General features: G+C 36.0%; 31 protein-coding genes. 6 read left to right on the top strand and 25 right to left on the bottom strand.

All coding sequences use genetic code 11. From position 1 onward, the window contains the following. Positions 1-12: 12 nt before the first annotated feature. The 12 genes from FLS47_RS06080 to FLS47_RS06135 form a co-directional block, all read right to left on the bottom strand. Positions 13-2,031: a hypothetical protein gene (locus FLS47_RS06080; protein WP_149913491.1), complete on the bottom strand. Its 2,019-nt coding sequence runs from the start codon at positions 2,029-2,031 to the stop codon at positions 13-15. After that, entirely contained in the window at positions 2,032-2,448 is a 417-nt protein-coding gene (locus tag FLS47_RS06085; RefSeq protein WP_149913492.1) for a hypothetical protein, read from the bottom strand. Beyond that, positions 2,445-6,173, bottom strand: coding sequence for a hypothetical protein (locus FLS47_RS06090; protein WP_149913493.1), 3,729 nt, complete (start codon positions 6,171-6,173; stop codon positions 2,445-2,447). Before FLS47_RS06090 ends, FLS47_RS06085 begins: the two co-directional genes overlap by 4 nt. A 1-nt stretch (position 6,174) precedes the next feature. Continuing rightward, positions 6,175-6,354, bottom strand: coding sequence for a hypothetical protein (locus FLS47_RS06095; protein WP_149913494.1), 180 nt, complete (start codon positions 6,352-6,354; stop codon positions 6,175-6,177). 44 nt (positions 6,355-6,398) lie between these two features. Further along, entirely contained in the window at positions 6,399-6,896 is a 498-nt protein-coding gene (locus FLS47_RS06100; protein ID WP_149913495.1) for a hypothetical protein, read from the bottom strand. A gap of 5 nt (positions 6,897-6,901) precedes the next feature. Next, on the bottom strand, positions 6,902-7,423 hold the full coding sequence (locus FLS47_RS06105) for a hypothetical protein (RefSeq protein WP_149913496.1): 522 nt from the start codon (positions 7,421-7,423) through the stop codon (positions 6,902-6,904). 41 nt (positions 7,424-7,464) lie between these two features. Continuing rightward, the gene (locus FLS47_RS06110) at positions 7,465-7,881 is read right to left on the bottom strand and encodes a hypothetical protein (RefSeq protein WP_149913497.1); all 417 of its coding nucleotides are present in this window, start codon (positions 7,879-7,881) and stop codon (positions 7,465-7,467) included. Beyond that, positions 7,868-8,398 (bottom strand): hypothetical protein, encoded by a 531-nt coding sequence (locus FLS47_RS06115; RefSeq protein WP_149913498.1) that lies wholly within the window; start codon positions 8,396-8,398, stop codon positions 7,868-7,870. Before FLS47_RS06115 ends, FLS47_RS06110 begins: the two co-directional genes overlap by 14 nt. Continuing rightward, positions 8,395-8,799, bottom strand: a complete 405-nt coding sequence (locus FLS47_RS06120; RefSeq protein WP_149913499.1) for a DUF5675 family protein — start codon at positions 8,797-8,799, stop codon at positions 8,395-8,397. Before FLS47_RS06120 ends, FLS47_RS06115 begins: the two co-directional genes overlap by 4 nt. Beyond that, positions 8,796-9,305, bottom strand: coding sequence for a phage holin family protein (locus FLS47_RS06125; protein WP_149913500.1), 510 nt, complete (start codon positions 9,303-9,305; stop codon positions 8,796-8,798). Before FLS47_RS06125 ends, FLS47_RS06120 begins: the two co-directional genes overlap by 4 nt. A gap of 61 nt (positions 9,306-9,366) precedes the next feature. After that, a complete protein-coding gene (locus FLS47_RS06130) occupies positions 9,367-10,482 on the bottom strand; it encodes a hypothetical protein (RefSeq protein ID WP_223225154.1) in 1,116 nt (371 codons plus the stop codon). Between the two features lie 59 nt (positions 10,483-10,541). Beyond that, positions 10,542-11,591, bottom strand: a complete 1,050-nt coding sequence (locus tag FLS47_RS06135; RefSeq protein ID WP_149913501.1) for a hypothetical protein — start codon at positions 11,589-11,591, stop codon at positions 10,542-10,544. A gap of 199 nt (positions 11,592-11,790) precedes the next feature. Here FLS47_RS06135 and FLS47_RS06140 point away from each other — a divergent pair, with 199 nt between their 5' ends. The 6 genes from FLS47_RS06140 (at position 11,791) to FLS47_RS06165 (ending at position 17,998) form a co-directional block, all read left to right on the top strand. Beyond that, entirely contained in the window at positions 11,791-12,246 is a 456-nt protein-coding gene (locus FLS47_RS06140; RefSeq protein WP_149913502.1) for a terminase gpP N-terminus-related DNA-binding protein, read from the top strand. Continuing rightward, positions 12,246-13,769: a hypothetical protein gene (locus FLS47_RS06145; RefSeq protein ID WP_149913503.1), complete on the top strand. Its 1,524-nt coding sequence runs from the start codon at positions 12,246-12,248 to the stop codon at positions 13,767-13,769. Before FLS47_RS06140 ends, FLS47_RS06145 begins: the two co-directional genes overlap by 1 nt. A 3-nt stretch (positions 13,770-13,772) precedes the next feature. After that, positions 13,773-14,186, top strand: a complete 414-nt coding sequence (locus FLS47_RS06150) for a phage protein Gp36 family protein (RefSeq protein WP_149913504.1) — start codon at positions 13,773-13,775, stop codon at positions 14,184-14,186. A gap of 2 nt (positions 14,187-14,188) precedes the next feature. Beyond that, complete coding sequence (locus tag FLS47_RS06155; RefSeq protein WP_149913505.1) at positions 14,189-16,867, top strand: phage portal protein family protein; 2,679 nt, start codon at positions 14,189-14,191, stop codon at positions 16,865-16,867. Positions 16,868-17,025: 158 nt separating this feature from the next. Then, positions 17,026-17,565, top strand: coding sequence for a phage virion morphogenesis protein (locus tag FLS47_RS06160; protein WP_149913506.1), 540 nt, complete (start codon positions 17,026-17,028; stop codon positions 17,563-17,565). Between the two features lie 4 nt (positions 17,566-17,569). After that, complete coding sequence (locus FLS47_RS06165) at positions 17,570-17,998, top strand: hypothetical protein (RefSeq protein ID WP_149913507.1); 429 nt, start codon at positions 17,570-17,572, stop codon at positions 17,996-17,998. On the opposite strand, the gene FLS47_RS06170 is transcribed toward FLS47_RS06165, so the two are convergent. The 13 genes from FLS47_RS06170 to FLS47_RS06235 form a co-directional block, all read right to left on the bottom strand. Beyond that, the gene (locus FLS47_RS06170; RefSeq protein WP_149913508.1) at positions 17,995-18,540 is read right to left on the bottom strand and encodes a hypothetical protein; all 546 of its coding nucleotides are present in this window, start codon (positions 18,538-18,540) and stop codon (positions 17,995-17,997) included. The two genes, FLS47_RS06165 and FLS47_RS06170, sit on opposite strands and share 4 nt — an antisense overlap. A gap of 35 nt (positions 18,541-18,575) precedes the next feature. Next, a complete protein-coding gene (locus FLS47_RS06175) occupies positions 18,576-18,890 on the bottom strand; it encodes a hypothetical protein (RefSeq protein WP_149913509.1) in 315 nt (104 codons plus the stop codon). A 60-nt stretch (positions 18,891-18,950) separates the two neighbouring features. Then, positions 18,951-19,316: a hypothetical protein gene (locus FLS47_RS06180; protein WP_149913510.1), complete on the bottom strand. Its 366-nt coding sequence runs from the start codon at positions 19,314-19,316 to the stop codon at positions 18,951-18,953. A gap of 16 nt (positions 19,317-19,332) precedes the next feature. Then, a complete protein-coding gene (locus FLS47_RS06185; RefSeq protein WP_149913511.1) occupies positions 19,333-19,749 on the bottom strand; it encodes a hypothetical protein in 417 nt (138 codons plus the stop codon). A gap of 3 nt (positions 19,750-19,752) precedes the next feature. Next, positions 19,753-20,022 carry a hypothetical protein gene (locus FLS47_RS06190; protein ID WP_149913512.1) on the bottom strand — a complete coding sequence of 90 codons (270 nt, stop codon included), beginning with the start codon at positions 20,020-20,022 and terminating at the stop codon, positions 19,753-19,755. Between the two features lie 182 nt (positions 20,023-20,204). After that, positions 20,205-21,011: a P-loop NTPase family protein gene (locus tag FLS47_RS06195; RefSeq protein ID WP_149913513.1), complete on the bottom strand. Its 807-nt coding sequence runs from the start codon at positions 21,009-21,011 to the stop codon at positions 20,205-20,207. 1 nt (position 21,012) lies between these two features. Further along, positions 21,013-21,309 carry a hypothetical protein gene (locus FLS47_RS06200; RefSeq protein WP_149913514.1) on the bottom strand — a complete coding sequence of 99 codons (297 nt, stop codon included), beginning with the start codon at positions 21,307-21,309 and terminating at the stop codon, positions 21,013-21,015. Next, positions 21,306-21,566, bottom strand: coding sequence for a hypothetical protein (locus tag FLS47_RS06205; RefSeq protein WP_149913515.1), 261 nt, complete (start codon positions 21,564-21,566; stop codon positions 21,306-21,308). Before FLS47_RS06205 ends, FLS47_RS06200 begins: the two co-directional genes overlap by 4 nt. A 375-nt stretch (positions 21,567-21,941) precedes the next feature. Then, complete coding sequence (locus FLS47_RS06210; protein WP_149913516.1) at positions 21,942-22,598, bottom strand: DUF3164 family protein; 657 nt, start codon at positions 22,596-22,598, stop codon at positions 21,942-21,944. Between the two features lie 361 nt (positions 22,599-22,959). Continuing rightward, positions 22,960-23,313 carry a hypothetical protein gene (locus FLS47_RS06220; protein WP_149913518.1) on the bottom strand — a complete coding sequence of 118 codons (354 nt, stop codon included), beginning with the start codon at positions 23,311-23,313 and terminating at the stop codon, positions 22,960-22,962. After that, positions 23,282-23,602 carry a helix-turn-helix domain-containing protein gene (locus FLS47_RS06225; protein WP_149913519.1) on the bottom strand — a complete coding sequence of 107 codons (321 nt, stop codon included), beginning with the start codon at positions 23,600-23,602 and terminating at the stop codon, positions 23,282-23,284. The genes FLS47_RS06220 and FLS47_RS06225 overlap by 32 nt, the downstream gene beginning before the upstream one ends. Further along, positions 23,599-24,006 (bottom strand): hypothetical protein, encoded by a 408-nt coding sequence (locus tag FLS47_RS06230; RefSeq protein WP_149913520.1) that lies wholly within the window; start codon positions 24,004-24,006, stop codon positions 23,599-23,601. Before FLS47_RS06230 ends, FLS47_RS06225 begins: the two co-directional genes overlap by 4 nt. Beyond that, complete coding sequence (locus FLS47_RS06235) at positions 24,006-24,863, bottom strand: ATP-binding protein (protein WP_149913521.1); 858 nt, start codon at positions 24,861-24,863, stop codon at positions 24,006-24,008. The genes FLS47_RS06230 and FLS47_RS06235 overlap by 1 nt, the downstream gene beginning before the upstream one ends. Between the last annotated feature and the right edge of the window lies 1 nt (position 24,864).

The raw sequence follows: 24,864 nt of genomic DNA on the forward strand, positions 1-24,864 counted from the left end.
GTATAATTGTTTTTAAAGATTAATTGTTACTTCACATTCGAAAACTGCTTTTTTATACACATCAGTTTCGTCAATGTGTACTTCCTTTTTATCCTTACCTTCATGGAAATTCCATAGCTCATCAGCATTACGATCGTTAGAAATTCTATACCACTGGAAAGCATTCTCAGGTAATTGTTCGTTGATCATTTCACCACCCCAATAAGCATACGCTCTAAGAGTGGTATCAATATTTCCATTCATGAAGATGTCGCCATAGTCCGAGATTACTACAACCTTTAATTCACCAACTCCGCTATAAACTTTGATGATCGTCATCTGATCATATTTGTCACCTACGCTGTAGCGAATTAGGACAGAATCCAAGCCGTGCCAAATTGCTGATTGATGGTGAAGAGTGAATGTTAGTGTATTGAATGTTCCTGGAATATCAACCCAAGCATTGTTATAGAAATATTGCCATTTACGCTCCTCAGGCTTACCAACGAAATTGTATTCAGCTGCTGTAAGGGTAATGGATTCTTTATCTACTACTTTGGTGATATCATCAGAGTATGTGAATACTTGCTCTCCTGTTAAGGTGATAAACTGCGCATTTGTACGTTTTGCAATTAGCTTGTTTTGCTCATTTTGAGTGCGCTCAACGTTGCCTAAAGTGATTTTATTCACTGCTACATCACGAATGATCTTTTCAGCTAAAGTGTAGCTTACCACATCAGCAATCTTTGCTGTGACTTTACTTGGATTCGCAATAGGATAACTTAGCTCCGTAATTCTTAAGAAGCGATTAACATTAAGTTTAGTCGATACCACATGAATCCAGGTACCAACATTAAGCGCGCCAACTAAACCACGTCTTCTAAGCTCCAATTCATCAAGTTCCAGTTCGAATCCAACAGAAGGATGAGAATGTTTTTCAGCATATTCTATCGTCTTTTCAGCGACTTTATTTTCAGCTGCTGTGATATACGATTCAGGCATAATAATGCCTACAAGCTTATATTTATCGCCTGCTTTTGGAGAGAATGTTTCATTCGGTAAAAAGTAACCCTCTGTCTCTTCAAGGCGGTTGATTCGCATTGCTTTTGTAGCATGATTATAAGATGCTATTTCAAACTCTTGACCACCAAGTTCGCCCGACATAAATACAATCTTTGCCCCTTCAATTTGCTGATCGTTTAAATCGAAATCTAAGCTTGAATCAGTTAGCGTGAGGTAATCAGCAGATACCGATGTTAACGTTCCTATTCGTGTAGGAATGACATCCTCGAAATAGATATTCTGAACAATAAGACCGTATAGATTTACATTACGCTCCACGTAATTACCTGTCATCACAAGATTCTTTCTGCCACTCTTATAATCTAAAGGCAAATTTTCAGAACCTCCAAATCCATAGAAACGAGTTGCAAATGGACTATCTGGTACCGAAACCTCAGTTAAGGTATATAGTCCATTTCCTTTGCCTTGTGAGAAAGTAAAGCCTTCTAATCTATTGCCAACGGATTTACCAACATATAGTACATGACCATCGAAGTTATATTCTAACCCAAATAGCTCACACGTCTGAGTAACCGCTTGTCTACACGTCACATTATCAAAGTAAATATGGAGTGGTTCGATATCAACAGGCTCGTCTATCTCAAGTACAAAACCATCATCAATAACCGACATGCAATCAATAACTAATGCAAGAATTTCGCTAGGTGTACCGAAATAATCAAACTTGGATTCTCCTAAATGCGATAACGGCATATCATGCATACGGTACTCGGGAGACTTGAAAACGATATCATAATCGAATTGTCTTTTACCATACTCTTTACGCGACGGCATTTCATTCCCTTTGATGCTGTATTTTTTGCCGTTATGGATAATGTAGTCATATGGCAAAAAGTCGATTATCTCAGGATTGGAAAAGATAACTTTAACGCGATCATCACCCATGAAATATGACTCACGGATAGTATCATCACCGATGTTAACCTCCACCAATTCTGTATTATCTCTATATATTTTAAGTTTTGCCATTTAAGGTATTGCTAAAAATTCGTTAGGTCTATCATTTCCAAGCTCCCAATTAAAAGTTGAAAAGTGACTTTCCACATAATCATTGTAATTAGAAAATCCCAAGTGCTGTACAATAAATCTTCTATTTCTTGATGGTATATCTATGGTTAATACATTCAGATTTAATATAAATTGAAAGAATGCATGTAGACGTGACCAATATTCATTCTCACTATTAGCCATGATTAGCATAGGGAGTGAATACGTAAGTCTTTCATACACCACCGGTTCATCAGGATCTATCTCAAGACCGTGCTCATCGTTCCAATTTTTTGCATAACCAACTTTTCTAGTTGGGAGCTTCCATAGCTGATTAAATGCACCATCCTGAATAATCACACCGTATACGGTTTCAAGGTTTACTCCGTTAACAATCATAATCCCATCCCTTCTGCTGATCTCCCTGTTTTGGAAGTATTTTTATTAATTGCTTTTAATTCTACTACAGCATTTTTAAGCTCGGAAACTGTATTCGCTGTATTTTGCTCTATAGCGGCTTGGTGTCTCAACTGCGCATTCATTAAATCATGTGATTTGACATGAAAGTCTAAAGCCTTTTCAGAGATCGCAATATGCTTTTTGCTGAGGTCGTATCTTGATCGTTCAAAACTCAAAATTGCACTTCCAGTGTTTTCGGAAATATTTCTATTAATTCGACCTTGAGTTTTTTCTGTATTGGATGATGATTCATCAGGATCGAAACCCATCGCATCTTTGATCTGATCTACTCGTTTTTGACCATCTTGCTGAATTTTATTGTACGCATCTTGCAGGGCTTTTTTTTCAGCCTCATCAATACTACCTCCACTGATAGCATACGCATCTAACATCGCGTACCAATCCTGAAGAGCTTTTTCTAAGTAATCACGCGAGAATTTTTGCAGGATGTAATTCTCCATAATATTATCAAAACTCTTAGCCCATGCTTCAGCACTGTCTTCACCGTTCTCTTTAAATAGACTTTTAACATTATTTAAAATGGTTGCAAAAGCGTTACCAGTAGTTTCTTCACGAAGTTTATTAGCGACTTCGTTATAAAGGTCAATTTGATTACGTAATTGATTGATTAGATTTAGCGTATTCTCATCTGCTTTACCAGAATTAGCTATTTGTTCTAGTTTAATTAATTCTTGCTGAGCTGCTTTGATATCATCCGTTATCGGTGAAAACTTACCGCCATACTTTCCTTTTACAATATCATTTAATCGATTGTAAGTTTTAACTAGATCATCCATCTTCATCTTCTTGGTAATTTCTTCCCATGAAAGACCGTTATTCAACTTGGCAATTAGATCATCTATCTCCTTATTTCCGCTTAGTTTGTATTTTGTACCTAATTCATTATTCAGTTTTGACCAACCACCTTGAATATCCTTTAAAGTGGTATTATATTTTTCTAATCGTTCAGCACCATAAATCTCATTGATTAATTCTACTTGTTTTTGCAAAGCGTGAGTAATTGCCTCCGTAGCTTTTAACTGGAGCTGCGTGCTATGATTAGCTTGATCGTAAATCTTTTGCTGTTCTTCGGCTTGCTTTTGAGCAAAATATGAAGTGACACTCCCAACGACACCAGTAAAAGCACCGAAAATTCCTAAGCTTTGACCAACACCTTTGAGCAAATCACTGTTCTTAAATTGCCCTATTGCACTAGACAATTGACTAACCGTGTTAATCATGCTAGAAATAGTATTTAAAGAATTTCCTAGGCTTGAGTCAAATTGTGTAGCCATTACTGCAAGCTCACCAAAACCATCAACCAAGCTGTTGATATAATCACCTTTATCTAAATTAGCAGCACTAATTCCTTTGTCGAAAAATTCACCAAATAACTTCTTAAGCTTTGCTTTCTCAGAATCAGTAGCATCCTTCAATCCATCAACCAAACTATATACAGTCTCTTTACCAGTTTTGAATGCATTGACCATCATAGCCTTTGATGATTTGTCAATTGTATTAATAACTGTTTTATAAGCTTCTGAAGCTTCTATTTCAGACTTTCCTAATTCGATTAAAGAATCGTTTCGTTGCTTACGAGCATTGTCAGCTTCATTCAATCGTCCTTCTTTCGTTAGTTTAGTAATTTCCTTTTCTGCATCTTCAATGATTTTAGCTCGCTTTTGATGATAATCCGCATATTTACTCAAAGCTTCGACAAACAATTTATCCTCTTCAGCTTGAGTTTTCCTTTGCATATCCACAACGATTTTCATCAAATCTTCACGTCTTTTGATTTCAAGCACATTGGTTGTTTTAGGATCAATTTTAGAAAGTTCAGTATTCAAGCGTTGTTCGAAGCTTTTGATTGTATCCAATGAATCCGAAAAACGTTCGTTCGCATATTGTTCATTAGTTTCTTTTACGAGCCTTTGATATTCTTCGTAAAGTTTATATTCCTCTTCGAATTGCTTCTGAAGCTTGTTTGTATTTTGGGTGTAGGTAAGATTTGCTTCAGCTTTTGTTTGTACAGGAGCTAGTGCATTGACATCTATAGTTGCTAAGTCTTTTTTGTACTTTTTGTTATAAGCTAAAATCTTTTCGTTTTCCTCTTCGATAAGTTTTCTAAAATCCGAAAACTTCTCACGTAAAACCTGCATTTCTTCTTCATCAGAAGACAAAACTTTGCGCGAATATTCCGCATCCAGTTTGGAGATTTTATCAATTAAGTCTTTGCTTGAATTACTCAGTCTATCGAAAATATTTTCACCAGGACCTTTTGATTTTATTTTTTTACCCTCAGCTTCGACTTTCACGAATTTCATTAAAAACTCACTTGTCTTATCTAAGACCTTCATTTCAGAATCAATTTCTTTTAGTGCTTCTTTTGCCCGATTATCAGACCATCTCTGTTTCTCTGCTACAGTAGCACTAACCATTGTCATTGTTCCAAGTGATCCTTGGCTAACAGTTCTAATATCATCACCCTCTTTCGCTGCGCGTACTTTTTCATTAGAATTGGCATTTAGAATTTTTACTCTTTTAAATTCCATATCTAAACGCTTAGCTTCATTTTCCTCTATCTTACTTTGAGCTGCTTTAGAACGAGCAGCTTCCAATATTGACTTGGCTAGGAGCTGATATTGCGCAGCAGCTTCTCCAGCAAGAATAGCCTCAGTTTTAAGTTGGATGTTATGAGACTTTCCAAGCTCTTGTAATTGTTTAGTAGCTTCTTTTCGTTCTTTTGTTGATTTAGTGACATCAGCAGCGACAGTGCTTAATATTTTCAGCTGAGCAATTTCTTTACTTGCGGTTTTTGAAGCTTCAGACATCACAGCATTTAATGATTCAAAATCTCGTTTGGCTTGACTTATAGTAGTTTTACCTGCCAATAGCTGACTAAAGAAATTGCCGATCTCTTTTCCATAAACAGTTAACAATGTAATACCTACAGAAAGCAATGTACCCCAACTAAATAATGCGCCAGTTAATTGCTTCCATACAGGTACACCTTTTTGCCCTGAAGCTGCCAAGGCTGTATTTTCTTTCCTTATACGACCAATTTCATCAGCCAGTATGGGTAAATTATTAGATACACCCATAGCAAAAGTTTGAAAACCATATGTTATAGCTGGTAATTCACGACCAATTTGATTAACACTATTTTGCAAACCATTCCAATTTGATTTTCCAACATTTTGCGCGCCATTAGTAAGTTTCGACATTTCAGCATTCACCAACGCTAATTTTTGACTGTATTTCTCAAGGTTTTCAGGACGTGTAGCCTCATACATTCCTTTCTGATATAAAGCAGCCGCACGTTGAAGACGCTGTAAAATGCCTTCATTCGACACCAATGCAAGACCATGAGAATCGAAGCCTTCTCGACCAGCCCGATTAACGCGCACTAGTTCACTTTCGTATTTTTGAAGCTCTGAATTGTAACGAGCAATCCCCGAAACGGAGATAGCTTGATTTTGTGCATCACGAAGTTCACCGATACGCCTTTTCAAACGCTCGATGATACCTTCTCTTTCTTTGAGAGGTTTATTACCTTTTTCAGCCTCTTTGTTTACTTCAGCAACATCCGCACTAATCTCGCTTAACTCTCGCTTAGCATCAGGCGTATTAAAGTGAAAATCTATATTTAGTTGCTCGTTATCCATGTTATTTTAAGCCCATTTGTTTTGCTATTTCGCTAGGCGACATCATTTTTAAGCTTTTATTAGTGTCACCTGATTTTTTATTGGTCATCTGCACCCTTGGCGCATCTGCTAACAGCATCTTTATGTTTATCCAACTCCGCTTATACAATATTTCATCCCATGACATTCCAGTTTCTTTCATAACCATGAATATTGTTCCCCAAAGGCTATGTAGACCAGTGGTCTTTAACTCCTCTGAGCTTGATGGCTCGGATTGTTCGGCTTCATCAGCCGTATTGTCTTCATTAATCCGATAAATCCGATAAAATCCTCGAGACCACTACCAAGCGTGATCTCATGCATTTTTTGAAGCAGCTCATTGAATGGAAACTGTATCAGTAGTTTCTTTGATAACCAACTTTCAGATATTCCAAAGAAGCTATTGCCGTTCAATCGCTCACCTCGAAGGATCGCTACAGCTAAGATTTTGGCTATAGTGACACCATGTTTGTTTAATAGTTGTAAGCCTTGATCAATACTCATTGATTCAAATTGCTCATCAGTAATATTCATACTTAGTCTTAAGTCTATCATCTCAAGACAAGTAGCCGCTGTTGGCATATAAATATTTAACTGAATTTTCTTTTTACCAATCAACCGATAAAAAAGGGGAGCGGGAATTTCGAATCCGCTCCCTTTTTCTAATAGTACTCGAGCTGCTTGTATTTCAATAGCCGCCTCCATAACTTTTAACCTTCTACGGCTGGATTACCATACATCAAAGGAGCTATACCTGTTTTAGTAGGTTGCATTACGGTGAATTTCACACGCAATACGTTTAGCTCACCATTTCTCCAACGACCAATGATATCCGCATCAATAAGCACTCTTGGAAATAGCCAAGCGACATTTTGCTCATCGATAATTTTTAAAGTCTTGTAAATAGGCGCAGGATTTCCTGTAGGGGCATTATACACTTTATTTGCTCCTGAACCTGTAACTGTACCGCCTGCAAGATCAGCAATGACTTCAGGATCAAGAGTTCCCAAATCAAATTGACCTTCGCGAATACCTTTTTTAACAGAGAGGACAAATGGATCAGAATCGCCTTGTGCAGTGAATGCAGTTTTTGTACTGTCACTTGGGGTTAATTCGACTGTATCCTCCAATACTTTACCTGGGGATGTCAACACAGTTCCAGCCCCACCGTCAACAGCAACTGCACCGATTAGCAAACTGTTGGTTTTCATTCCGTATGAAACGTTACTCATGATATTTAAAGAGTTTTAAAATGGTTTTAAAATTTTGTTAATTACGCTTTTCCAGCTTCTTGTTTAGCTTTTTCAGCTTCTTTAGCTAACTCTGCCTTTTTAGCATCAATTTGTTCCTGAAGCTTTGTTGTTGCAATATTATTAGCTGGTTTTGTATCAAATAACTCAATATATTCTTTGATCAATGCTGCACGAATTACAGCTTTATCTTCAAGCTGAGATTTGGTATCACTACCTTTATTTACATCTTTATTAGAAGTTTTTGATTGTTCAGCTTGTGAACGTTCATAAACTTCTACTGTGCGATCAGGCAATTGAGTTTTCCAATTATCTGCATAATGTTCAGCACGAAACAAATTGCCGTCTGAAGTAACGTAAACCTTGTTTACATCACTATTTTTCTTATCAGCAAAAAACGCCTCGGCTTCTTGCTCAAATTTTTTCTTATTTTCTGCCATAGTATTTTGTTACTATTTTAAAAGCTCCATATCCGACAAATCCTAAAAGAATAATTCCGAATATTTTGCCCAAACTGATGTATAATTTTTGAAAAAATGTTAATTCCTTTTCTACCTCCACAGGTACATATTCCACAGTAGAAGTAGTGTTATTCAATTCGGTTACCAGCTCATTGATACGAGCTTTTAACTCAAGATTTTCAGTAGCACATTCCACAGCAAGTTGACCCTTATCATCAAGATTCACCTTTGGAGCTTGTAGATTAGTTTTACCCGATTGTGATGTCGGATTACGTAGTACAGGTTTATTGTTCACACATTCAATCCAAGCTTTGTAAAAGGAACTATCAGCTTCAACAATAAACGTTGTATCGCGTTCAGTTTTGGTTACTACCTTTTCTATGGTATTGGTGATTTCCTTTGTAGGCTGGATGATCTGTTTTGTCTTACAACTGAACAACATTAAAATGTTAGCCAAGCAAAACAATGCAATCAATATTATAGCTACTCTTTTCATACGATTGTAAGTTTAAAGCCCTTTGGAGCTAGTGAAAGTATTTTATCTAAGGTGATTTTACTAGATGTGACATCCAAATCACCATCACCATTCAAGTCCTTAAATTCTGCACCCACTAAAACACAACCTAGAATCTGTGTACGATAATTCCCTGTATGGATCAGTATATAATCACGGTTTGGAACATCCAAAATATGAAAGTGCTTACTGAACTTTTGCGAAGTACGAGGCACTACATTGTAATCACCTGCTGGGATGCATGACTTTTGCTTTTGATTGTCTTTCCAAGGCAATTCCAAAGTTTTACACTTAAAAATGATATTGCCTTTATCGTCAATCAAAACGAATTCACCAAGCGTTTGCCGTGCTGTTTTAATTTTTCTAGTGATTTGAGCCTTCATGACAGTAAGCCGTTAATTTTATCCTGAATTTTCTTGATCCAATGCGTCTTGTCTTTACCGCTAATCACAGCCACATTTTCCAAAATGCTGATCATATTTTCGATAATAACTTGAGCCAACATAAACAAGTGCAACCAGTCAAACATTACTGTAGCTAACTCTTTGCCTTTAGCCCGAAAACTCTCAGCCATTAGATATGGTACACATATAAGGACGATGTAGAAAAATGCTTTAAAAGTGAATCTTCCAAGCTTCACAGAACTTAAAGGCTCTTTCTTTATTTTGGAAGCAATAGCACCCGATGTCAACTCAGTAATGAAAACGATTATCAACCCAGCAACAGCCAATCCATCTAAACCAAACACTCTTTCAATTGGAGGTAATGAAACCGATACTAAAACTGTGACCATCGAAAGTTTATACTTATAAGATGGCACTAGTGAAGTTGCGAACTCATACCATGTGTGGTAATCAAAAGAGTTTAAAAGCTTGTCTATGTATCTCATTGCTTATAGGAATTAAGTGGGTCGCACGAAGCGTCCCCACTATTATTGGTTGATTGATAGATTATGAAGCTGCAACTTGTTTGATCACACAAACACCTTCCATTTTCTCGCGTTTAGCACGCGCGCCAGCTCTTACCAAGAAAGAATAAACATCACCATAGTATGTAGCATCATCCTGATTATCGAAGAATTTAATATCTCCTAATGCGAATTCTACTTGATTACCGTTGTACAACACAATACCTTCAACGTCTGTCGTAGCGGCAGTTGCAGTCAATGGCTTGAATGCTCCAGCAGCACTCAACAATAATACTGTTGAACGAGTGAAGATTTTAAAACCTTGCACTTTGTACATTACGCCATTTCTACGCTCTTCCTCAGTTACAGAAGCCATATAAGTAGCAGTAACTTGGCTGTCAGCTGGGAATAACTGAGCTTCAGCTTCAGCAGTAATGATGGCATACATCTTTCCTTCAGTCCACGTTTTTTGACGTATAAAAAATGCTCTAGCTTTTTGTAAATCTTTCAAAGTGTATGCTTTTACATTACCTGTAGCTGTTGGTGCTGTAGCTGGAACTGCTGCACCATCTGTCCCAAATATGCTTGTAGAAGGCAATACTGTTGTTGCACCAACAGAAGCCGTCACGATACTTAACAAAACATCTTCAGCAACATTCTGACTCAAGTTTGCTTGTTCGTCTTGCAATACAGACTGACGTTTGTCATAGGACAATTCAACTGTATCAGCATTAGGTATTAGAATAGGATCAGATGTATACTCATGGATTTGGTAAGATGTTGGTGTATCAGTTCGCTTTTTAACTGTTGCTGGCAATGAACTTCTGTTTTTCACAACATCGCCACCCGCTCCCGATTGTGGAATATGTACCGTTCGACCTGAAATATTCTCTTTGTCAGCTTTACTGAAGGAGTTTAAAAACGCATTGTCCTTGTACAAATTATTTTGAATATCCTTAGTCCAAATTTCTTTTTGGATAGCCATAAACAATGACCCTACAGGCGATTTAAAAAAGCCCAATGCTACACCTAATACAAGCCCAATTGGCACAGCCAAAACAACAGATTGTAATGGAGCAAATCCAATTAGGATAAATAACACCGCTAACACTATGATGTTAAACAACAGGTTAAACGGCTTGAATGATAGATTTTTCATTTTATTAAAATGGTTTTAAAAAAGTTTTAAAAGTTGGTTAATTACTCAGTTTTGAAAGTTTAGCCGTTATACTCTGTGCCAAACTCCGCTTTGTACAATTCTTTGAAAAGATTCAAATTCTCAGATTTTAAGCGAATCAAAAGATTTTCCTTATCTAAATCTGACCACGTTTTGTTTGCGTACAGGTTTACATTCGCAGATGCATTAGCATTTATTTGACTTTGAATTGTAGGCGCACCTTGCTTACCATTCAATAGCTTTTCAACCGATTCGTAGTTAGCCTGAGCTAATGTGATATATTCCGCTTTTTCATCTGCTGTAATTTTACGAGCGTCAACTGCACCCTGTACAAGCGTTTCGATTTTAGCTGTAAGTTGAATTGTTTTTTGCTCGTCAAGCTCAGTTTCTAATTCTGATTTCTCACGAGTTAGCGTTTCGATTTGTGTTTTTTGAGTGTGAGCCAATTGCACGATTTCTGCAACCTTAGTTTGAAATGCTTCAGCCGTTTTTATTTCAGGAACGCCAAGCAAGACAGCCGCTTGAGCTGCTGTTAGTTCGATTTTTTCCATTTCTATTTCTGTATTTGATTTTAGTAAAGGGATAATGGCATTTGAGCCTTGAGACGATAGTTCTATACGATTGTGATTGACATCATATAGCGCAATAGATAATGCATTATTATCTGCACCTATATCCACGATAGAGATTTCCTCCAATATAGATCGTATTAATGTAGCTCCACGTTGACCTTGAACTATTAACTTATCATCATCCGACCATTCAACTGGAATTAGTCCAGCTGAAGCCATTCGGAGTGTACCATTCTCATACTTGTTGTAGATCGACACCGCAAATTCATCTGTATCATCAAATACAGGCAAACCTGTTAGACAAATACCAATCTCAGGAAGGTCTTCGATTTTTAAGTCAATTACATTACCTAGTGGCAAGAAAGCGTTTTGCTTTGTGCCAAATGCTCGATTATGCAACCATAACATAATCGGATTACGCTCGTATTGCGTAATATCAACTCCTTTGACCAAGGCACGAAAGCCATATTTATTGACTTTCTCACTTATGATAACGATTCGTTTAGATGCCTTTAACATGTGTGTACGTTTAACTTTTCAATTCGGCTTCATGCCTTTGAATGACACAAACGTACAGCACCAAAAACACGTAAAAAAATCAGCTTTTTTATTGCTAACAGCCAGTGTAATAAAAGCATACAATTATTACCAGCTTTTAAATTCCTGATTTTTTACCCCTATATATAAGTGCCATTTTTGAATAGTTAATACGGATTTTATGGCAAAAGATAGGCTAACAAAAGCACAACTTCAGGAAAAACGCGATTACGCAAAACTGCTTTATACCAAAGAAAAGCTAACTCAAAAAGAGATTGCTACGCGCACTGATATATCACAAAACACCATTAGTAAATGGGCTACTGAAGACAATTGGGATGGAGCATTAAAAAGCCTAATGATTACGCGTGAGGATCAGTTAATTCAAATGATGGATGAACTCGAAGTGATTAATCTTGAAATCTACAATAGTAAGCTTCGTAGAGCAAACAAAGAACAAGCTTATATCCGTGACACCTTAATTCAAAACATCAAGAAGCTGGAGACAGACGTTTCAGCATCAGAGGTGTTTGATGTAGCACAAAAGATGATTAACCATTATAGAGTCATTGATTTGGATACAGCCAAAAGACTTACTGAATATTTTGACGGATTCATTAAAACTCTACTGCGATAATGGCTACACCTAAATTGACCAATAAACAAATAGCAATAAAATGGGATGACTTTGCTAAAGAAATGAGGCAAGCGACCCCTGTCAATTCCCATGAGACTCCCTCTGAGAAAGCAAAGCGTATTGCTTGGCTTGAAAAGGAAGGAAATGAAGTCGAGTGGATGAAATATTATGCACCAAACTTTTGCACATCTGATTTTGCGCCATTCCATTTAAAAACATTTAAAAGGCTTATCAAAAACAAAAGATGGTTTGAACTATTGTTGTGGTCTCGGGAATTAGCAAAGTCTACATCAGCGATGCTAATAGTGCTATATCTTGTATTAGTACGCAAAGAGCTTCGTAACATATTGATGGTATCAAACAGCGAAGACAATGCAATTAGACTTTTGATGCCTTACAAAATATTTCTTCAACACAATCAGCGTATTATTAATGATTATGGCACACAGGAAAAGCTGGGATCATGGACAGATGGTGAATTCACAACAAAAGCAGGTGTAGCGTTTCGAGCTTTAGGGGCTGGACAGTCTCCACGTGGTACGCGTAATGAAAACTTTCGGGTTGACTGTATTTTGATAGATGATATTGACACAGACGAAGAATGCCGTAATACTAAACGGATTAAAGACAAGTTCAAATGGATTCAAGAGGCTTTAATACCTACAGTTTCCGTGTCAGGAAATTATCGCATTCTAGTTTGTGGAAATAAGATTGCTAAAGTCTGTATAGTCTCACTTTGTGAAAAATTGGCTGATTATGTAAGTCAAGTTAATATCCGTGACAAAAATGGGAAAAGCTCTTGGCTGGCAAAAAATAGCGAAGAGGATATCGACAAAATATTGTCTTTAATATCTTATGCTTCAGCTCAAAAAGAATATTTCAACAATCCTATATCTGAAGGTACTGTATTTAAAGAATTGAATTACAAAAAGCTTCCTCCATTATCACACTACAAGTATTTGGTATGCTACACCGATCCGAGTTTTAAAGACACCAAAAAGAATGACTTTAAAGCCACGGTATTAGTTGGACGTTGGAAAGATGAGTTTCATATCATCAAAGCTTATTGCGATCAAACCAGTACAGCCAATATGATTGAATGGCATTACCAAATAGCTGAATTTGTCAACGAACGTGTACCTGTGTTTTACTTAATGGAAGCGAATTTTATTCAAGACACCTTGATAAATGAGTTTTATAAATATTCCATAGAGAAGGAAAAAAAGGTTATCCCACTAAAAGGAGACCAGCGTAAAAAGCCCGAAAAATTCTCACGTATTGAAAGCTTATTAGAGCCACTTAATCGTAATGAAAAGCTTTGGCTTAATGAGAATGAAAAGGACAGCTTACATATGCAACGTGTAGAAGAACAATTCTTGGCTTTAGAAGCTGGAAGCACAGCGCACGATGATGCTCCCGATGCAGTAGAAGGTGCTGTGTGGACGATTAACAACAAGACTATTCATAATACAGATAACATTCAAACTATATCAACCGCCAAACATGGCTCTAAACGAATTTAAAAGATGGAATTTATTACACGCGAAGACTTTTATACGCACATGCACGAAGGCGTAATTGAAAAAATAGAAGATGATAACGATGAAATGTTAACAGAAGCAATCGACACTGCAATTAGTGAAGCTTGTGGCTATTTATCACGATTTGATTTAAATGCTATACTTACAAGCGAAGACCGTAAAACTTATGCTAATCTCAGAACATGGTTAAAAGATATTGCTAAATGGCATTTTATAAATATCTGCAATGTAGCAACTGATTTGGAATTAGCTAAAGAAAGATATGATGACGCTATTGCAAGATTAAAAGATATTCAATCAGGAAAGGTTACACCGCGAAACTGGGCTTTGCCTGAAGAAACAAATAATACAGGAGCTTTTACAGTAGATAGCAGACCTAAACGTGAAAACTATTTTTAATCATGGCACGGAACAAAAATGTAGTTAAAAAAATTGAAGCTGGTAAGAACACCACCGCTCCAATTATTCAAAATATAACCGTACAGCCTTTTAATAGGCAAAGTCAAGACATTGGCAATTGGCGCAATGCCACACGTGCAGCCGAAAGCTTAATTCCCAGCCGCGTGTATTTGTATGATCTTTATCATGACATCAGCACCACAGATGGTCAAGTAATAGCTGTATGGACAAAAAGACAAGACGCTATCACGACAGCCAATTGGGAGTTTACGGACAAAGATGGCAATCCAGTTGATGAAATAAACGAGCTAATTGACTGTATAGGATTTGAAGATTTACTCAAAGAAATTATCGATTCTAAAGCGTGGGGATATGCCATGTGTGAACCTCGATTTTTTATAAATGACAATGGTCAAAATGAATTCTCATTATATTCTATTCCAAAAAAACACTTGCGTCCTAATATTGGACATGTTACCAAACATCAGCACGATCAAGAAGGCATCAACATCAATGAAGGAGTTTATGCAAAAACTATTATGCAGTTTGGAAAGGCAAAAGATTTAGGCTTGTATCTTTCAGCGGCTATGTATTCCATTTACAAGCGAGGCAGTACAGCAGATTGGGCTGAGTTTATTGAAATCTTTGGACGCGGAATTATTGATGCCGAGTGGGATGGATTTGACGATGGTCAACGTCAGCTATTAGCTAAGTCTATCAAAGAAATGGGATCAGGAGGAATACTTATAAGACCTTCAGGCACTAAGGTTGATATAAAGAATAGTACAGGCAATGCAAACGGTCAACTTCAAGATACTTTTGTTTCCAAAATGGACGCTTATATATCGAAGGTACTTATTGGATCTACTGAAACAACTGACTCCAGCAAATCTAGTGGATATGCACAAGCAGAAATACACAATAAGTCCGATGAAAAGAAAAACGAATCTGACTTGCAATTTGTAAGACGCTCCTTAAATTCTCAATTTATCAAAGTTTTGAAAGCAGCTGGATTCGATACCAAAGGAGGAACGTTCGTTATTAAGAAAGATAAGAACTTAGATAAGTCAGCTTTCGATATTCACCTGTCAATGCGCAAGAATGGCATCCCTGTTGATGATGATTTTTTCTATGAAGAATATGGAGTACGCAAGCCTGATAATTACGATGATTTAAAAAATGAGGCTAACAATAGCAAAAACGAAGATTTGGAAGAAGATAGCCCAACTTCCAAAATCAAAAGCAATGCACGTACCCCTGCTGTTTCAGCAAGTAAAAAAGACACTAACCCTGAAGAGTCTAAAGAAGAAAAAAGACAAAAGCTATCATTCTTCAGACGCTTTTTGAGACTTTTTCACTCAGCCCCGATAGCACAGAATCAACAGCTAGTCGGGGCATTTGGAAGTCACCACACGAATAATATTCAGCTTGTAAGATTTACAGCAGCGAAGGTATTTGATAAGGTAAAAGATGGATTAATTGAAAGAGCTTGGGCTGCAAAAGGCAACCTCGAATTTGATGCTGATTTATTCAATTACACAGCTTCAGCTTTAGCAATAGCTTTTATGGAAGGCTGGAATACCAAACCGACTCAGTTAGTTGATTTAGGTTTTCAATATGGAGTAGATGATCCTGCATCAAAGACAGCTTACGAAATAAACTTGTTTCGATTTGCTGGAGCTAAAACATTATTTGAAGCACAGCAACTAAATGAGCTTTTCAGAAAGTCAAAATCTTTCCGTGAGTTTTACGACACAGCATCATCGATGCTGGATGTACACAATAAGACGTGGCTCGAAACGGAATACAATACAGCTATTGCAGTTGGTGAAATGGCAGCGACTTACAATCGCCTAATGAAGCAAACTGACAATTTTCCGTATTGGCAGTATAAGACAGTAGGTGACGAAAAGGTAAGACACTCACATGCTCGCCTGCACGACATTGTACTTCCTTGGAATCATCCAGCATGGAAATATATAATGCCTCCTAACGAATGGAACTGTCGTTGCTGGATAGTACCTAGAACGAAAGATGAAGTGACTAAAGAGCAGATCAAAGCATCTGAAGAAAAAGTAAATATCTATTTGGATAGTGAAGCTTTCAAAAAGTCTGCAAAAGCTGGGTTTGGGGTAAATCGTATGGACAAGGGTCAAGTGTTTATAGAGAATCAACACTACACCAATGATTATTTGGATGTCGTTAAGAAGATGAATAATATCACTTCTAAAGATTGGGGATTAAAACCAATTGAAGAAAATTTCAACGATTTGGAATTCAAGCCAAAATATAAAGAAAATCAAATCACCGAAGCTATAGAAGATTTTGCAAATAGTCTTCAAAAGGTGACAACTAAAAAATTGGGGGTAAGAGATTACAATAATAGGCTAATTACCATCGACAAAGCTACATTACGTTCACATACAAATACGAGATACGATAAATATAAAACTCGTCACATGTATTTGAATGAAATTGATTCAATAATCAAAAATCCTGATGAAGTATGGCTAAATAACTATAACAATCAAAAATTAAATTCATTCATGTATTTGAAATATTATCAAGACCAAGCTGTAGTTGTGATTTGTACTTTGACTGATTCTTTAGAGCTAAAAATTGAAACATGGTTCAGGTTGGATGATGTCAAATTGAGAAAGGGACTATTGATAAAATATTAAAGCCATTTGATTAATCAAATGGCTTTAAGTAAGGTTATGTAAAGTACCACGTTGGAAATCCAGTCACGAGCCACTGCCTAACCTTTATTGACAGTCTCAAGTTTACACGAGGTAGTATTACAATACAAATATACAAATTATATTAATATGAAGTATTTATGAAAAAGTTTGATCAACAGTTGCAAGCTATATTCAACAAGATAGAAAGTAAAATCGACCTTGCTCCACAATTGGTTGCAGAGACGGCATTAGAACATTTTCAAAATGCATTGATAAAAAAGCAATGGGATGGTAAACCTTATCAACAATACAAGAACAAAAAGCATGAGCCGTCAAGGGGATCATTAATGATGCGAACTAATAATTTATTTAGAACGCTGAAAATTGTATCAGTTTCAAATACTATAGCATCACTTTCTGCTGGATCATCTAAAGTACCTTATGCAAAAATTCATAACGAGGGTGGAACAATACAGCACCAAGCAAGAACGACTATAGTAACTCACAAAAAATTCACAAGAGGAAAGTTCAAAGGAAAAACGCTTTTTGCAAAAAACAATGAGAAAGCTTCGTTCAGCCAACGCGCATCCATTGGTGCTTACACGACCACCATGCCACAGCGTCAATTTATGGGAAAATCACCAGCATTGATGAAAGAGATAAAAAACCGTTTTAAAACCCATTTTAAAAACCTTTAATACTATGAAACAAACATTCATAAACACACTAAACAAACTCGAAGAATCCAATTTAATTGAATTCATAGATCGTGACCGCGGTCAGCTTGAGAACTACGAAACTAGACCTGAAGTAAAATTCCCTTGTGCTTTGATTAAAGTTAATCAGCCAAGGCGCGAAAACTTAAACCCACTTATGCAAAGGGTTACACAAACTATTCAAATAAGAATAGCTTTCGAAAGATATATCGAACATAACAATTTAAACAGCGCACAACGTTTGGAAAAGTCTTTAGCGTATTACGATACCATCGAAAGTGTTTTAGGGTTATTTCAGGGCTTAAAACTAGGTAATACATACAAATGGGAATGTATAAGTATTATTGATGAAGATAATCGAAATTTTGATATTGTAAGACTAACTTTTACTACTGGAAAAGTGGAAGAGTTTTAATTTGGTTCATTTGTCACAAAATCAGAAGTCAACACTGATAATTCATTATAATATTTTGAATAGGTTTCCGATTTAGTATTAGCTGAATAATCGGCGTTCTTAATTATTGTTAGCGCAATAATACTTCTTATCTTATTAAAATAAACTTTATATTCATCAATTGTTTTTTTTATGGTAATTTCGTTGTTATCGATTTTTGATAATTTTAAATGATGCCCATTTAAATCTAATTGTTTTATTTTTTCATAAGCATCGTTAAATGATTCAGTGATTTTAGGGAGATATTTTTCGCTGTCATTTGTTAAAATCTCGGTTCTAATAAAGAATGACAAATGCATCAACACTTTTGTCATTTCAGGCAAGACTAACTCTGCATCTATAATATAAGAATCATACTTATCTTCTTTCCAAGTATTCAATGCTTCTTTTGCATAATTTTTCATTTTCCAAGTAAAAAAAACGATAATTAAAGCACTTATCGCTTGAATCCAATCGGTAAAGCTTGGAATAGACTCAGTAAGGTCAAAATAAAACTGAAACATAGATTAATAACTTTGGTTTACACAATAATACCAAATTATTCCCAAACGAAATGAGGGTATTTTTTACGAAGCTTTGCTTTAGTTGGATTATTGCCGACAATATCTTTTAGTAGATCAGCGTATTCTACAAGTCGAGCCATAATTGTAGTAGATGAAATAAAGAACTCTCTTTCGAGGTTTACAATAGCATCATCCATACGAATACGCTTTAGCTGATAGTAGTAATAATAGCGGTAGCAAAGACAAATGTCACGATCTTCTGTATACACACCTTTATTACCCTTGCGAGTTGTTTCAGTTTGTATAGCAGTTGGGAAAATAGATGTTACAGTTTGGCTTCCTCTTATCATTAATACAAAAATAGCCACATTTTCTATATGTGGCTATTCGAGTTTCTTAACATCTTCTTATCAAAATTCAGGGAGTTTTGAATCTTCTTCCTGTATTTCTTTTATAATAGGATGTGTAGACAGATCAATCTTTATATTATCAATTGTATTACTACCAAGTATAGGAAATAAGCTTTGACCAGCTTCGTTTAATACACTTATGTAAGCATACTTGTCTTTAAATTTATATTGTTTTGAAGCTATTTTAGCACCATAAAATTTAATTAAGGCATCTTTATATGCAATACTATCGGTTAGAGCTGATATAACCACTTTCTCATCATCAAATCCTCTATTACCATGCAGAATCACAGTATAATTTTTGGGCTTCTCAGCACAAGAAACTAACAAAACTACTGAGATCAATATCAAAACAATTCTTTTCATAATTCTAATTTACAATTTAATTCAATCCTTTTAAATGTTTCAAGTGCATATTTTCAAATGCAGAAACCAATTGCGGAAGCTCACTCTCAGTGTATCGATCAATTTCCTTGTGCAAATAACCATAATCAACACACCATCTATTAACGCGATCCATATCAACTTTACCAGTCTGAAGCTCCCAGTTCATTTCGTGCGCCATTGATAATATTTTACGCACCATCTTTTCTTTTGGGGTATGGTATTTCACTTCTCCTGAAGTAAGACTTCTAATAACCTTGTCGGCTTCTTCAAATTTCAAATCTCTTATACTGGTGCTACGTCCATCCGTATGCAGATAGATAAGCTCTTCTTTGGTGTCGGTATCAAGTGACAATCGGCTAATTAAATAACCGATTTTTTGTCGTTGTCCTGATGTACTTTCTAATATTTTCATTTCCTAACTAATTAATTTATTCCAATCACTATCATACATTTCTTGACGTAGGTACGTGTCAGGATCAGCTTGATTACGCCATTTAACACGTGACAAATAATCCAAATAGGGCTTTATTGATATAATACATTTTAAGCGTTTAGTGTCGTCCATTCGCTTGTATATATCTTCGCATCGCTTACGATTGATTTTGCGCCCATACGCACTCCAAAACGCCTCAAAAGAAATGTCAGGTGGTACTTCTGTTAATTTACCCTTAATAACAGATATCAACTTTTCAATTTTGCTTATATGTATCGGGAAAACATCTTTCTCAGCACTGAAAAGCCACGCGTGCTGTACTTATGTAAAATCAGATTCGTTAGAGAAGAAAATCAACCAGCCAGCTTCATTAAAACCAAAAGTCACACTACCACTAAACATGCTTGATGTTAAAACATACTTTTTCATAATAATTACCCCACTACTTTAAGCCCACATTTTGCATCTACCCCCTTACTTTCAGATATCGGATTCTTTATTACCCCTGTGCTTTCATCTTCTAAATTTCCAAATAGCTCAGGTTGTTTAGAAGATGATTTTGCAGATGCCTTATTCTTCGGATCAAAGAATAGTGGGTTTAGCTCTCGTGCTTTTTGCTCCCAAATCACATACGGCTCGAAGCCTCCAAAACGATTTTTTTGCGGTGTAGCTATGTACTTTTGGACAAGAATAAACATACCACCATCGAAAATAATGTCAGCAGCTATAGACTTCCTAGGGTTGCCTGATCTATCAGTGTGACAGATGAATATCAAAGTCTTTTTACCTTCGTACTTTTCTTTGAGGTAGATGTAATCCTCTTTCTTCCATCCAGTATAGTCTACAGAATCAATAAAAACATAATCAGGGCTATTGCGCTTTGAAAGATAATTATCTAAATCCTCCAAAAAAGTCACACCTTTTGGCAGGTTTGCAATTGGGTCAATAGGTATAAATCGCCCCGATACTTCTTCCATTTTATTACGCTTTGTTGCTGTCTGAAGGTCAAAACCATGTCTTTGCTCGTATGAAAACCAAGCTGCTTTGCTTGATAAATTGTATTTAACCAATTCTTTAGCAAGCTTAACACAAAATTCAGTCTTACCATTTCCACTATAACCACCAATAACACAAATAAAATGTAGCGGTATATTACCCAAAGTAGGTTGGAAATCCGAACCTTCTAAGTCCATTAATTTGAACTTCTTTTGATGAAATTGTACTATTCCTAATGCTTTCATTCTATTTCTTAATGTTAGGTTTTTGAATATTATCAAAAATGAAGTAATCTCTGAATTTTATAATTTGATCGTCTATATCCCTAGACTCCAAACCTAATGTTTCACTATTACCATATGTGTCCCCAGTTCCTACATTATAAAATCCAGCACTAATTGTTTCAACTCTTTTATTACTTATTCTTATTAAAGAGGTTATTACATCTGCTACATCTGAATGATTTAATTCATTTGGAAATATGATAGGATAAGTTACAGCTTGATCATCATAGCTTTCTTGATGAATAATAATATACTTCATACCCCAACCTCCTTACTTTTCAAAAACACTATTCTTGTGTCAGGTTGCATACCCTTACTATTATTCTTGCGCATTACGGAGTCTTTCACTCGGTCTGCATATGTACCCAATAGAGCAAAATGACTATAGGTACGATAGTGTGCAGTTTTCACAGCGAAATCTACCTTCTCCCAAACGACTTTGTTTTTGTCATTTAGGAAATAAAATCGGTCTCCAATTTGCAGTTTGTCTACCGTTGTTACTTCGTTTCTTTTCATATGATCGCTTATTTTTATTTATTATTCGTTCCACAATTAGGACAACAGAAACCGTCTGAGCGCATATCAAAATACTCCCCACAATGAGAGCATGTGCGCCATATCTCATGGTTTTGTACAGGTGATACTACTGAGATTTTAGCTCTACGTCGTACACGCAAGTCCATCCAGCCTCCAATTAAAAAGGCTATAATAAACAGGAAAATTGGTCTTAATAATTCCATTATTTATAATTAATATTTACACTTAATTTGCATCCAAAAACGGTAACGATCCGTTTAAAGCTCCATGCTTGGATTAATGAGCCGATTAAATACAGATAATCGGCTCAATATTATTATTATTATTTTTATTGATAATCGGGATTATCACGATTTATACTGATAATTTGGAAAAGTTTAACGGTATTTGAATCCATTCATCATCCTCGCTTCTGTAGTAGTATTCGGCATAGAACTTCGTGTTATCAGGCACGATTGATTCTTGTAATAGTTCAATACCTTTACGCCAATGTATGTCATCGTAGTTGTCTTTCATGCTAATCATATCCAAAACCCGATTTTTATCAAGCTTTCCGTTTTTTCGTTCTAACATTCTCTTTATAAATTTGGAGTCGGCGTCATCTTTATTTCCCCATCTATTAGCAATGAATTCCAAAATATGCGCTTCAGCTTGAGTAGCACGTTCATCAAAACGAGTATTATCCGAACGTCTAAACACCACACGAGACTTGCCATCACTTGTATCTAAGGTTACATTTCCTTTGCCCTGAGCATGGCGATCAGAATGCTCTTGAAGCATCTTATACAGAGTTTCAATTCCTTCAAATGACTCCTTTTTAAAGGCACTCATTATGCCGTGTACATCTTTAGCTTTAGACACAATCTCACTTACACTATCATCGCGCAATGCCTCATAGTTCTGACGTGCTTTCAATTTTTGAGCATCTTGTTCAGCTTCTTTTTGTTTTGCCAAAGCAAATAATTCTTCGACTGTAAGGTCTTTTACTGGTTTTTCTAATAATTCTGTCATGATATTTAGTTTTTATTATGTTTATGAAATGTGGTGTCTAAGTTAGATTTTGGCATACAGCCAGCACAAAACTTACTCTTGTCTATTCTGAATTGAGGTTTAATGCATTCGTTTTTTTTGCATGAAGCCATAAAGCCAAAGATTAAGCAGATTATGAATAGTATTACTGCTGTCATGCAGCCATTATTTGGCTTTGCTTTAATTTCGTATGTATTATTTGTTTTCATTGATTTGCTTTATAAGTGGGCTTTCACCCTTGTTTAATAATATTAGTCCTTCTTGTATTCGATTAAGTCTGTCGTTCAATTCCCTTAACCTTCGGATCATTTCAGATTTTTCCTCTTGACCAGCGTGCGGTTTGTCACGTAGCCAGTTTTCTATAACTGCTATCTGATGAAATAAGTCTTCCATACTCTTGATCTAAGTGTCCATAAATTGTGTTTAACTGAATTTCCTCGTATTGATAGCCAACAGGAATTGGAAAATTTGAAAGGAATACATTAACAGCTAAAGCTTCTTGTTCAGTGAATTTCAGAGACCAACCATCTTTTGTGATTATAGCCTTTTCTACACGCGTGCGAATCTTACTATACCACTTGTATACAATGTCATATACAAGCTTTTCAGCAGCATCAGAAGGCTTGTTTTCTTCCATCATTATACGAATGATTAACTCTACAGCTTCAAGCTGCTGGCGATTCATTTTCACTTTCATAATCTAAATCCTCTACGGCTTTCACAGCCTGTAAGTACATATCTTTAAAAACTCTATTGTATGCTATAAGCTCCTTGAAAACATCAGTACAATGATTTGCAATGCAGTTTCTAGTATAATTATTGAATAGAATTGCTATCTCATTTGTACTATAGCCTTCTTCTCTTAATATGGCAATGGTGATATATCTTGCATACAATTGATCAGTTTTGCGACCTTTATTTAAAATAGTGTCAACTGATATGTTAAGAGCTTCAGAAACGGTACTAATAATTAAATTTGTTTTCATATTGACTCTTCAATTAGTTTATCTACTACAGCCTCTGCTAACATCGCGTTCAAAAGCTTTTTATTTGGTGCATAGCCTTTGTCTGATGGGTCATGCAATTGATTATATACCTTTTGGACAATGCGAGGATTTTCACGTCTTGATTTGATCAAAAACTCTGCATCCCATTTTTGCCAATGATTCATCCACCATTTCCAAAATAGACTGGAGCTAACCAAATCTTGTACGAGTACCTCCTCCAACTCAAGAACTGAGCGCAAATAGTCAAAACCACCATCTAGCACCATGTCTACATATTGTGCCTCTGAAATATTGAGCTTGCGTAATACAAGCTCTTTATTTACAGTTTGAACAGTTTTCACTTTACTAATCCAGCTTTTTGATTTAGCTATTATTTTATCCATTATGCTGCTCCTTTCTTGCGCCTGTAGGCTAATACAAGGCGTTTAATTCGTCTTATGTCCATTTCGCTATCATTGACTATTCGTACAGCCTCTAACTCATCATCCACACCGTTTATAATAGCTATGCGTTTTAACTCATCTGTAGTGTTGGCAGGTAATTCAATAAACTTTCTACCTATACGGCTAAATATTTCCTTATAGCCTTTCTTATTTATCGAAACGCCTTTTTGAATACGCTTTTTTAAATGATCTGTAGCCTGAAGTACTAGACCACATTTACCTTCTGTCTCATTGTAAATTGTAATAAAGAAATAAAGCACTTGATCACTTATTTTGTCCGCTTCATCTAGTATGATTAAAGGTTTATCAGCTCTTAAAATAGTTTCTAAGACTACACCCATCATTTCGTATACGGTATAGCCTCCGCTATCTTTTCCCATTGCATGAAGTAAATCACCAAGGAATGTTTTGCGGTTCAAATGTTCCTTGCACTTTACGAGATACACGTTTTCACGCTCTGCAAATCGTTTTGATGGTTCAGTTTTACCACTACCTTCAGGTGCAACTACACAGAATACCTCGCTGTATTGTTGCGCATCGAGATACACCGTTTGAATCATATTCATTCGCTTTGTTTCAGTCAATACTTTCCATTCGCTTTCTACTGAAATCGATACTTGATTTTGGATTTTAGTCCACATATCGTCTGAGATATTATCCCATTTGTCAGCTAGAATATTGCTGATAGTTCCAATACTGACACCGACTAATTGTTGTGATGCCTTATTTTGGCTTTTGACTTTCTGTACAAATTGGTACAAGTCGTTTTTAATCTTTAGTTTTGTTTCTGTATTCATT

It is taken from the genome of Sphingobacterium cavernae, from assembly GCF_008520265.1.
GTDB classification, from domain to species: domain Bacteria; phylum Bacteroidota; class Bacteroidia; order Sphingobacteriales; family Sphingobacteriaceae; genus Sphingobacterium; species Sphingobacterium cavernae.

Bases quoted from the DNA above. Each gene is read 5' to 3' on its own strand.
- FLS47_RS06105 (WP_149913496.1), bottom strand. From the start codon at position 7,423: ATGAGTAACGTTTCATACGGAATGAAAACCAACAGTTTGCTAATCGGT.
- FLS47_RS06100 (WP_149913495.1), bottom strand. From the start codon at position 6,896: ATGGAGGCGGCTATTGAAATACAAGCAGCTCGAGTACTATTAGAAAAA.
- FLS47_RS06155 (WP_149913505.1), top strand. From the start codon at position 14,189: ATGGCACGGAACAAAAATGTAGTTAAAAAAATTGAAGCTGGTAAGAAC.
- FLS47_RS06185 (WP_149913511.1), bottom strand. From the start codon at position 19,749: ATGAAAATATTAGAAAGTACATCAGGACAACGACAAAAAATCGGTTAT.
- FLS47_RS06120 (WP_149913499.1), bottom strand. From the start codon at position 8,799: ATGAAGGCTCAAATCACTAGAAAAATTAAAACAGCACGGCAAACGCTT.
- FLS47_RS06095 (WP_149913494.1), bottom strand. From the start codon at position 6,354: ATGAAAGAAACTGGAATGTCATGGGATGAAATATTGTATAAGCGGAGT.
- FLS47_RS06140 (WP_149913502.1), top strand. From the start codon at position 11,791: ATGGCAAAAGATAGGCTAACAAAAGCACAACTTCAGGAAAAACGCGAT.
- FLS47_RS06115 (WP_149913498.1), bottom strand. From the start codon at position 8,398: ATGAAAAGAGTAGCTATAATATTGATTGCATTGTTTTGCTTGGCTAAC.
- FLS47_RS06145 (WP_149913503.1), top strand. From the start codon at position 12,246: ATGGCTACACCTAAATTGACCAATAAACAAATAGCAATAAAATGGGAT.
- FLS47_RS06220 (WP_149913518.1), bottom strand. From the start codon at position 23,313: ATGAAAGTGAAAATGAATCGCCAGCAGCTTGAAGCTGTAGAGTTAATC.
- FLS47_RS06195 (WP_149913513.1), bottom strand. From the start codon at position 21,011: ATGAAAGCATTAGGAATAGTACAATTTCATCAAAAGAAGTTCAAATTA.
- FLS47_RS06080 (WP_149913491.1), bottom strand. From the start codon at position 2,031: ATGGCAAAACTTAAAATATATAGAGATAATACAGAATTGGTGGAGGTT.
- FLS47_RS06205 (WP_149913515.1), bottom strand. From the start codon at position 21,566: ATGAAAAGAAACGAAGTAACAACGGTAGACAAACTGCAAATTGGAGAC.
- FLS47_RS06160 (WP_149913506.1), top strand. From the start codon at position 17,026: ATGAAAAAGTTTGATCAACAGTTGCAAGCTATATTCAACAAGATAGAA.
- FLS47_RS06130 (WP_223225154.1), bottom strand. From the start codon at position 10,482: ATGAAAAATCTATCATTCAAGCCGTTTAACCTGTTGTTTAACATCATA.
- FLS47_RS06125 (WP_149913500.1), bottom strand. From the start codon at position 9,305: ATGAGATACATAGACAAGCTTTTAAACTCTTTTGATTACCACACATGG.
- FLS47_RS06210 (WP_149913516.1), bottom strand. From the start codon at position 22,598: ATGACAGAATTATTAGAAAAACCAGTAAAAGACCTTACAGTCGAAGAA.
- FLS47_RS06090 (WP_149913493.1), bottom strand. From the start codon at position 6,173: ATGGATAACGAGCAACTAAATATAGATTTTCACTTTAATACGCCTGAT.
- FLS47_RS06165 (WP_149913507.1), top strand. From the start codon at position 17,570: ATGAAACAAACATTCATAAACACACTAAACAAACTCGAAGAATCCAAT.
- FLS47_RS06170 (WP_149913508.1), bottom strand. From the start codon at position 18,540: ATGTTTCAGTTTTATTTTGACCTTACTGAGTCTATTCCAAGCTTTACC.
- FLS47_RS06110 (WP_149913497.1), bottom strand. From the start codon at position 7,881: ATGGCAGAAAATAAGAAAAAATTTGAGCAAGAAGCCGAGGCGTTTTTT.
- FLS47_RS06225 (WP_149913519.1), bottom strand. From the start codon at position 23,602: ATGAAAACAAATTTAATTATTAGTACCGTTTCTGAAGCTCTTAACATA.
- FLS47_RS06175 (WP_149913509.1), bottom strand. From the start codon at position 18,890: ATGATAAGAGGAAGCCAAACTGTAACATCTATTTTCCCAACTGCTATA.
- FLS47_RS06135 (WP_149913501.1), bottom strand. From the start codon at position 11,591: ATGTTAAAGGCATCTAAACGAATCGTTATCATAAGTGAGAAAGTCAAT.
- FLS47_RS06180 (WP_149913510.1), bottom strand. From the start codon at position 19,316: ATGAAAAGAATTGTTTTGATATTGATCTCAGTAGTTTTGTTAGTTTCT.
- FLS47_RS06230 (WP_149913520.1), bottom strand. From the start codon at position 24,006: ATGGATAAAATAATAGCTAAATCAAAAAGCTGGATTAGTAAAGTGAAA.
- FLS47_RS06235 (WP_149913521.1), bottom strand. From the start codon at position 24,863: ATGAATACAGAAACAAAACTAAAGATTAAAAACGACTTGTACCAATTT.
- FLS47_RS06085 (WP_149913492.1), bottom strand. From the start codon at position 2,448: ATGATTGTTAACGGAGTAAACCTTGAAACCGTATACGGTGTGATTATT.
- FLS47_RS06150 (WP_149913504.1), top strand. From the start codon at position 13,773: ATGGAATTTATTACACGCGAAGACTTTTATACGCACATGCACGAAGGC.
- FLS47_RS06200 (WP_149913514.1), bottom strand. From the start codon at position 21,309: ATGAAGTATATTATTATTCATCAAGAAAGCTATGATGATCAAGCTGTA.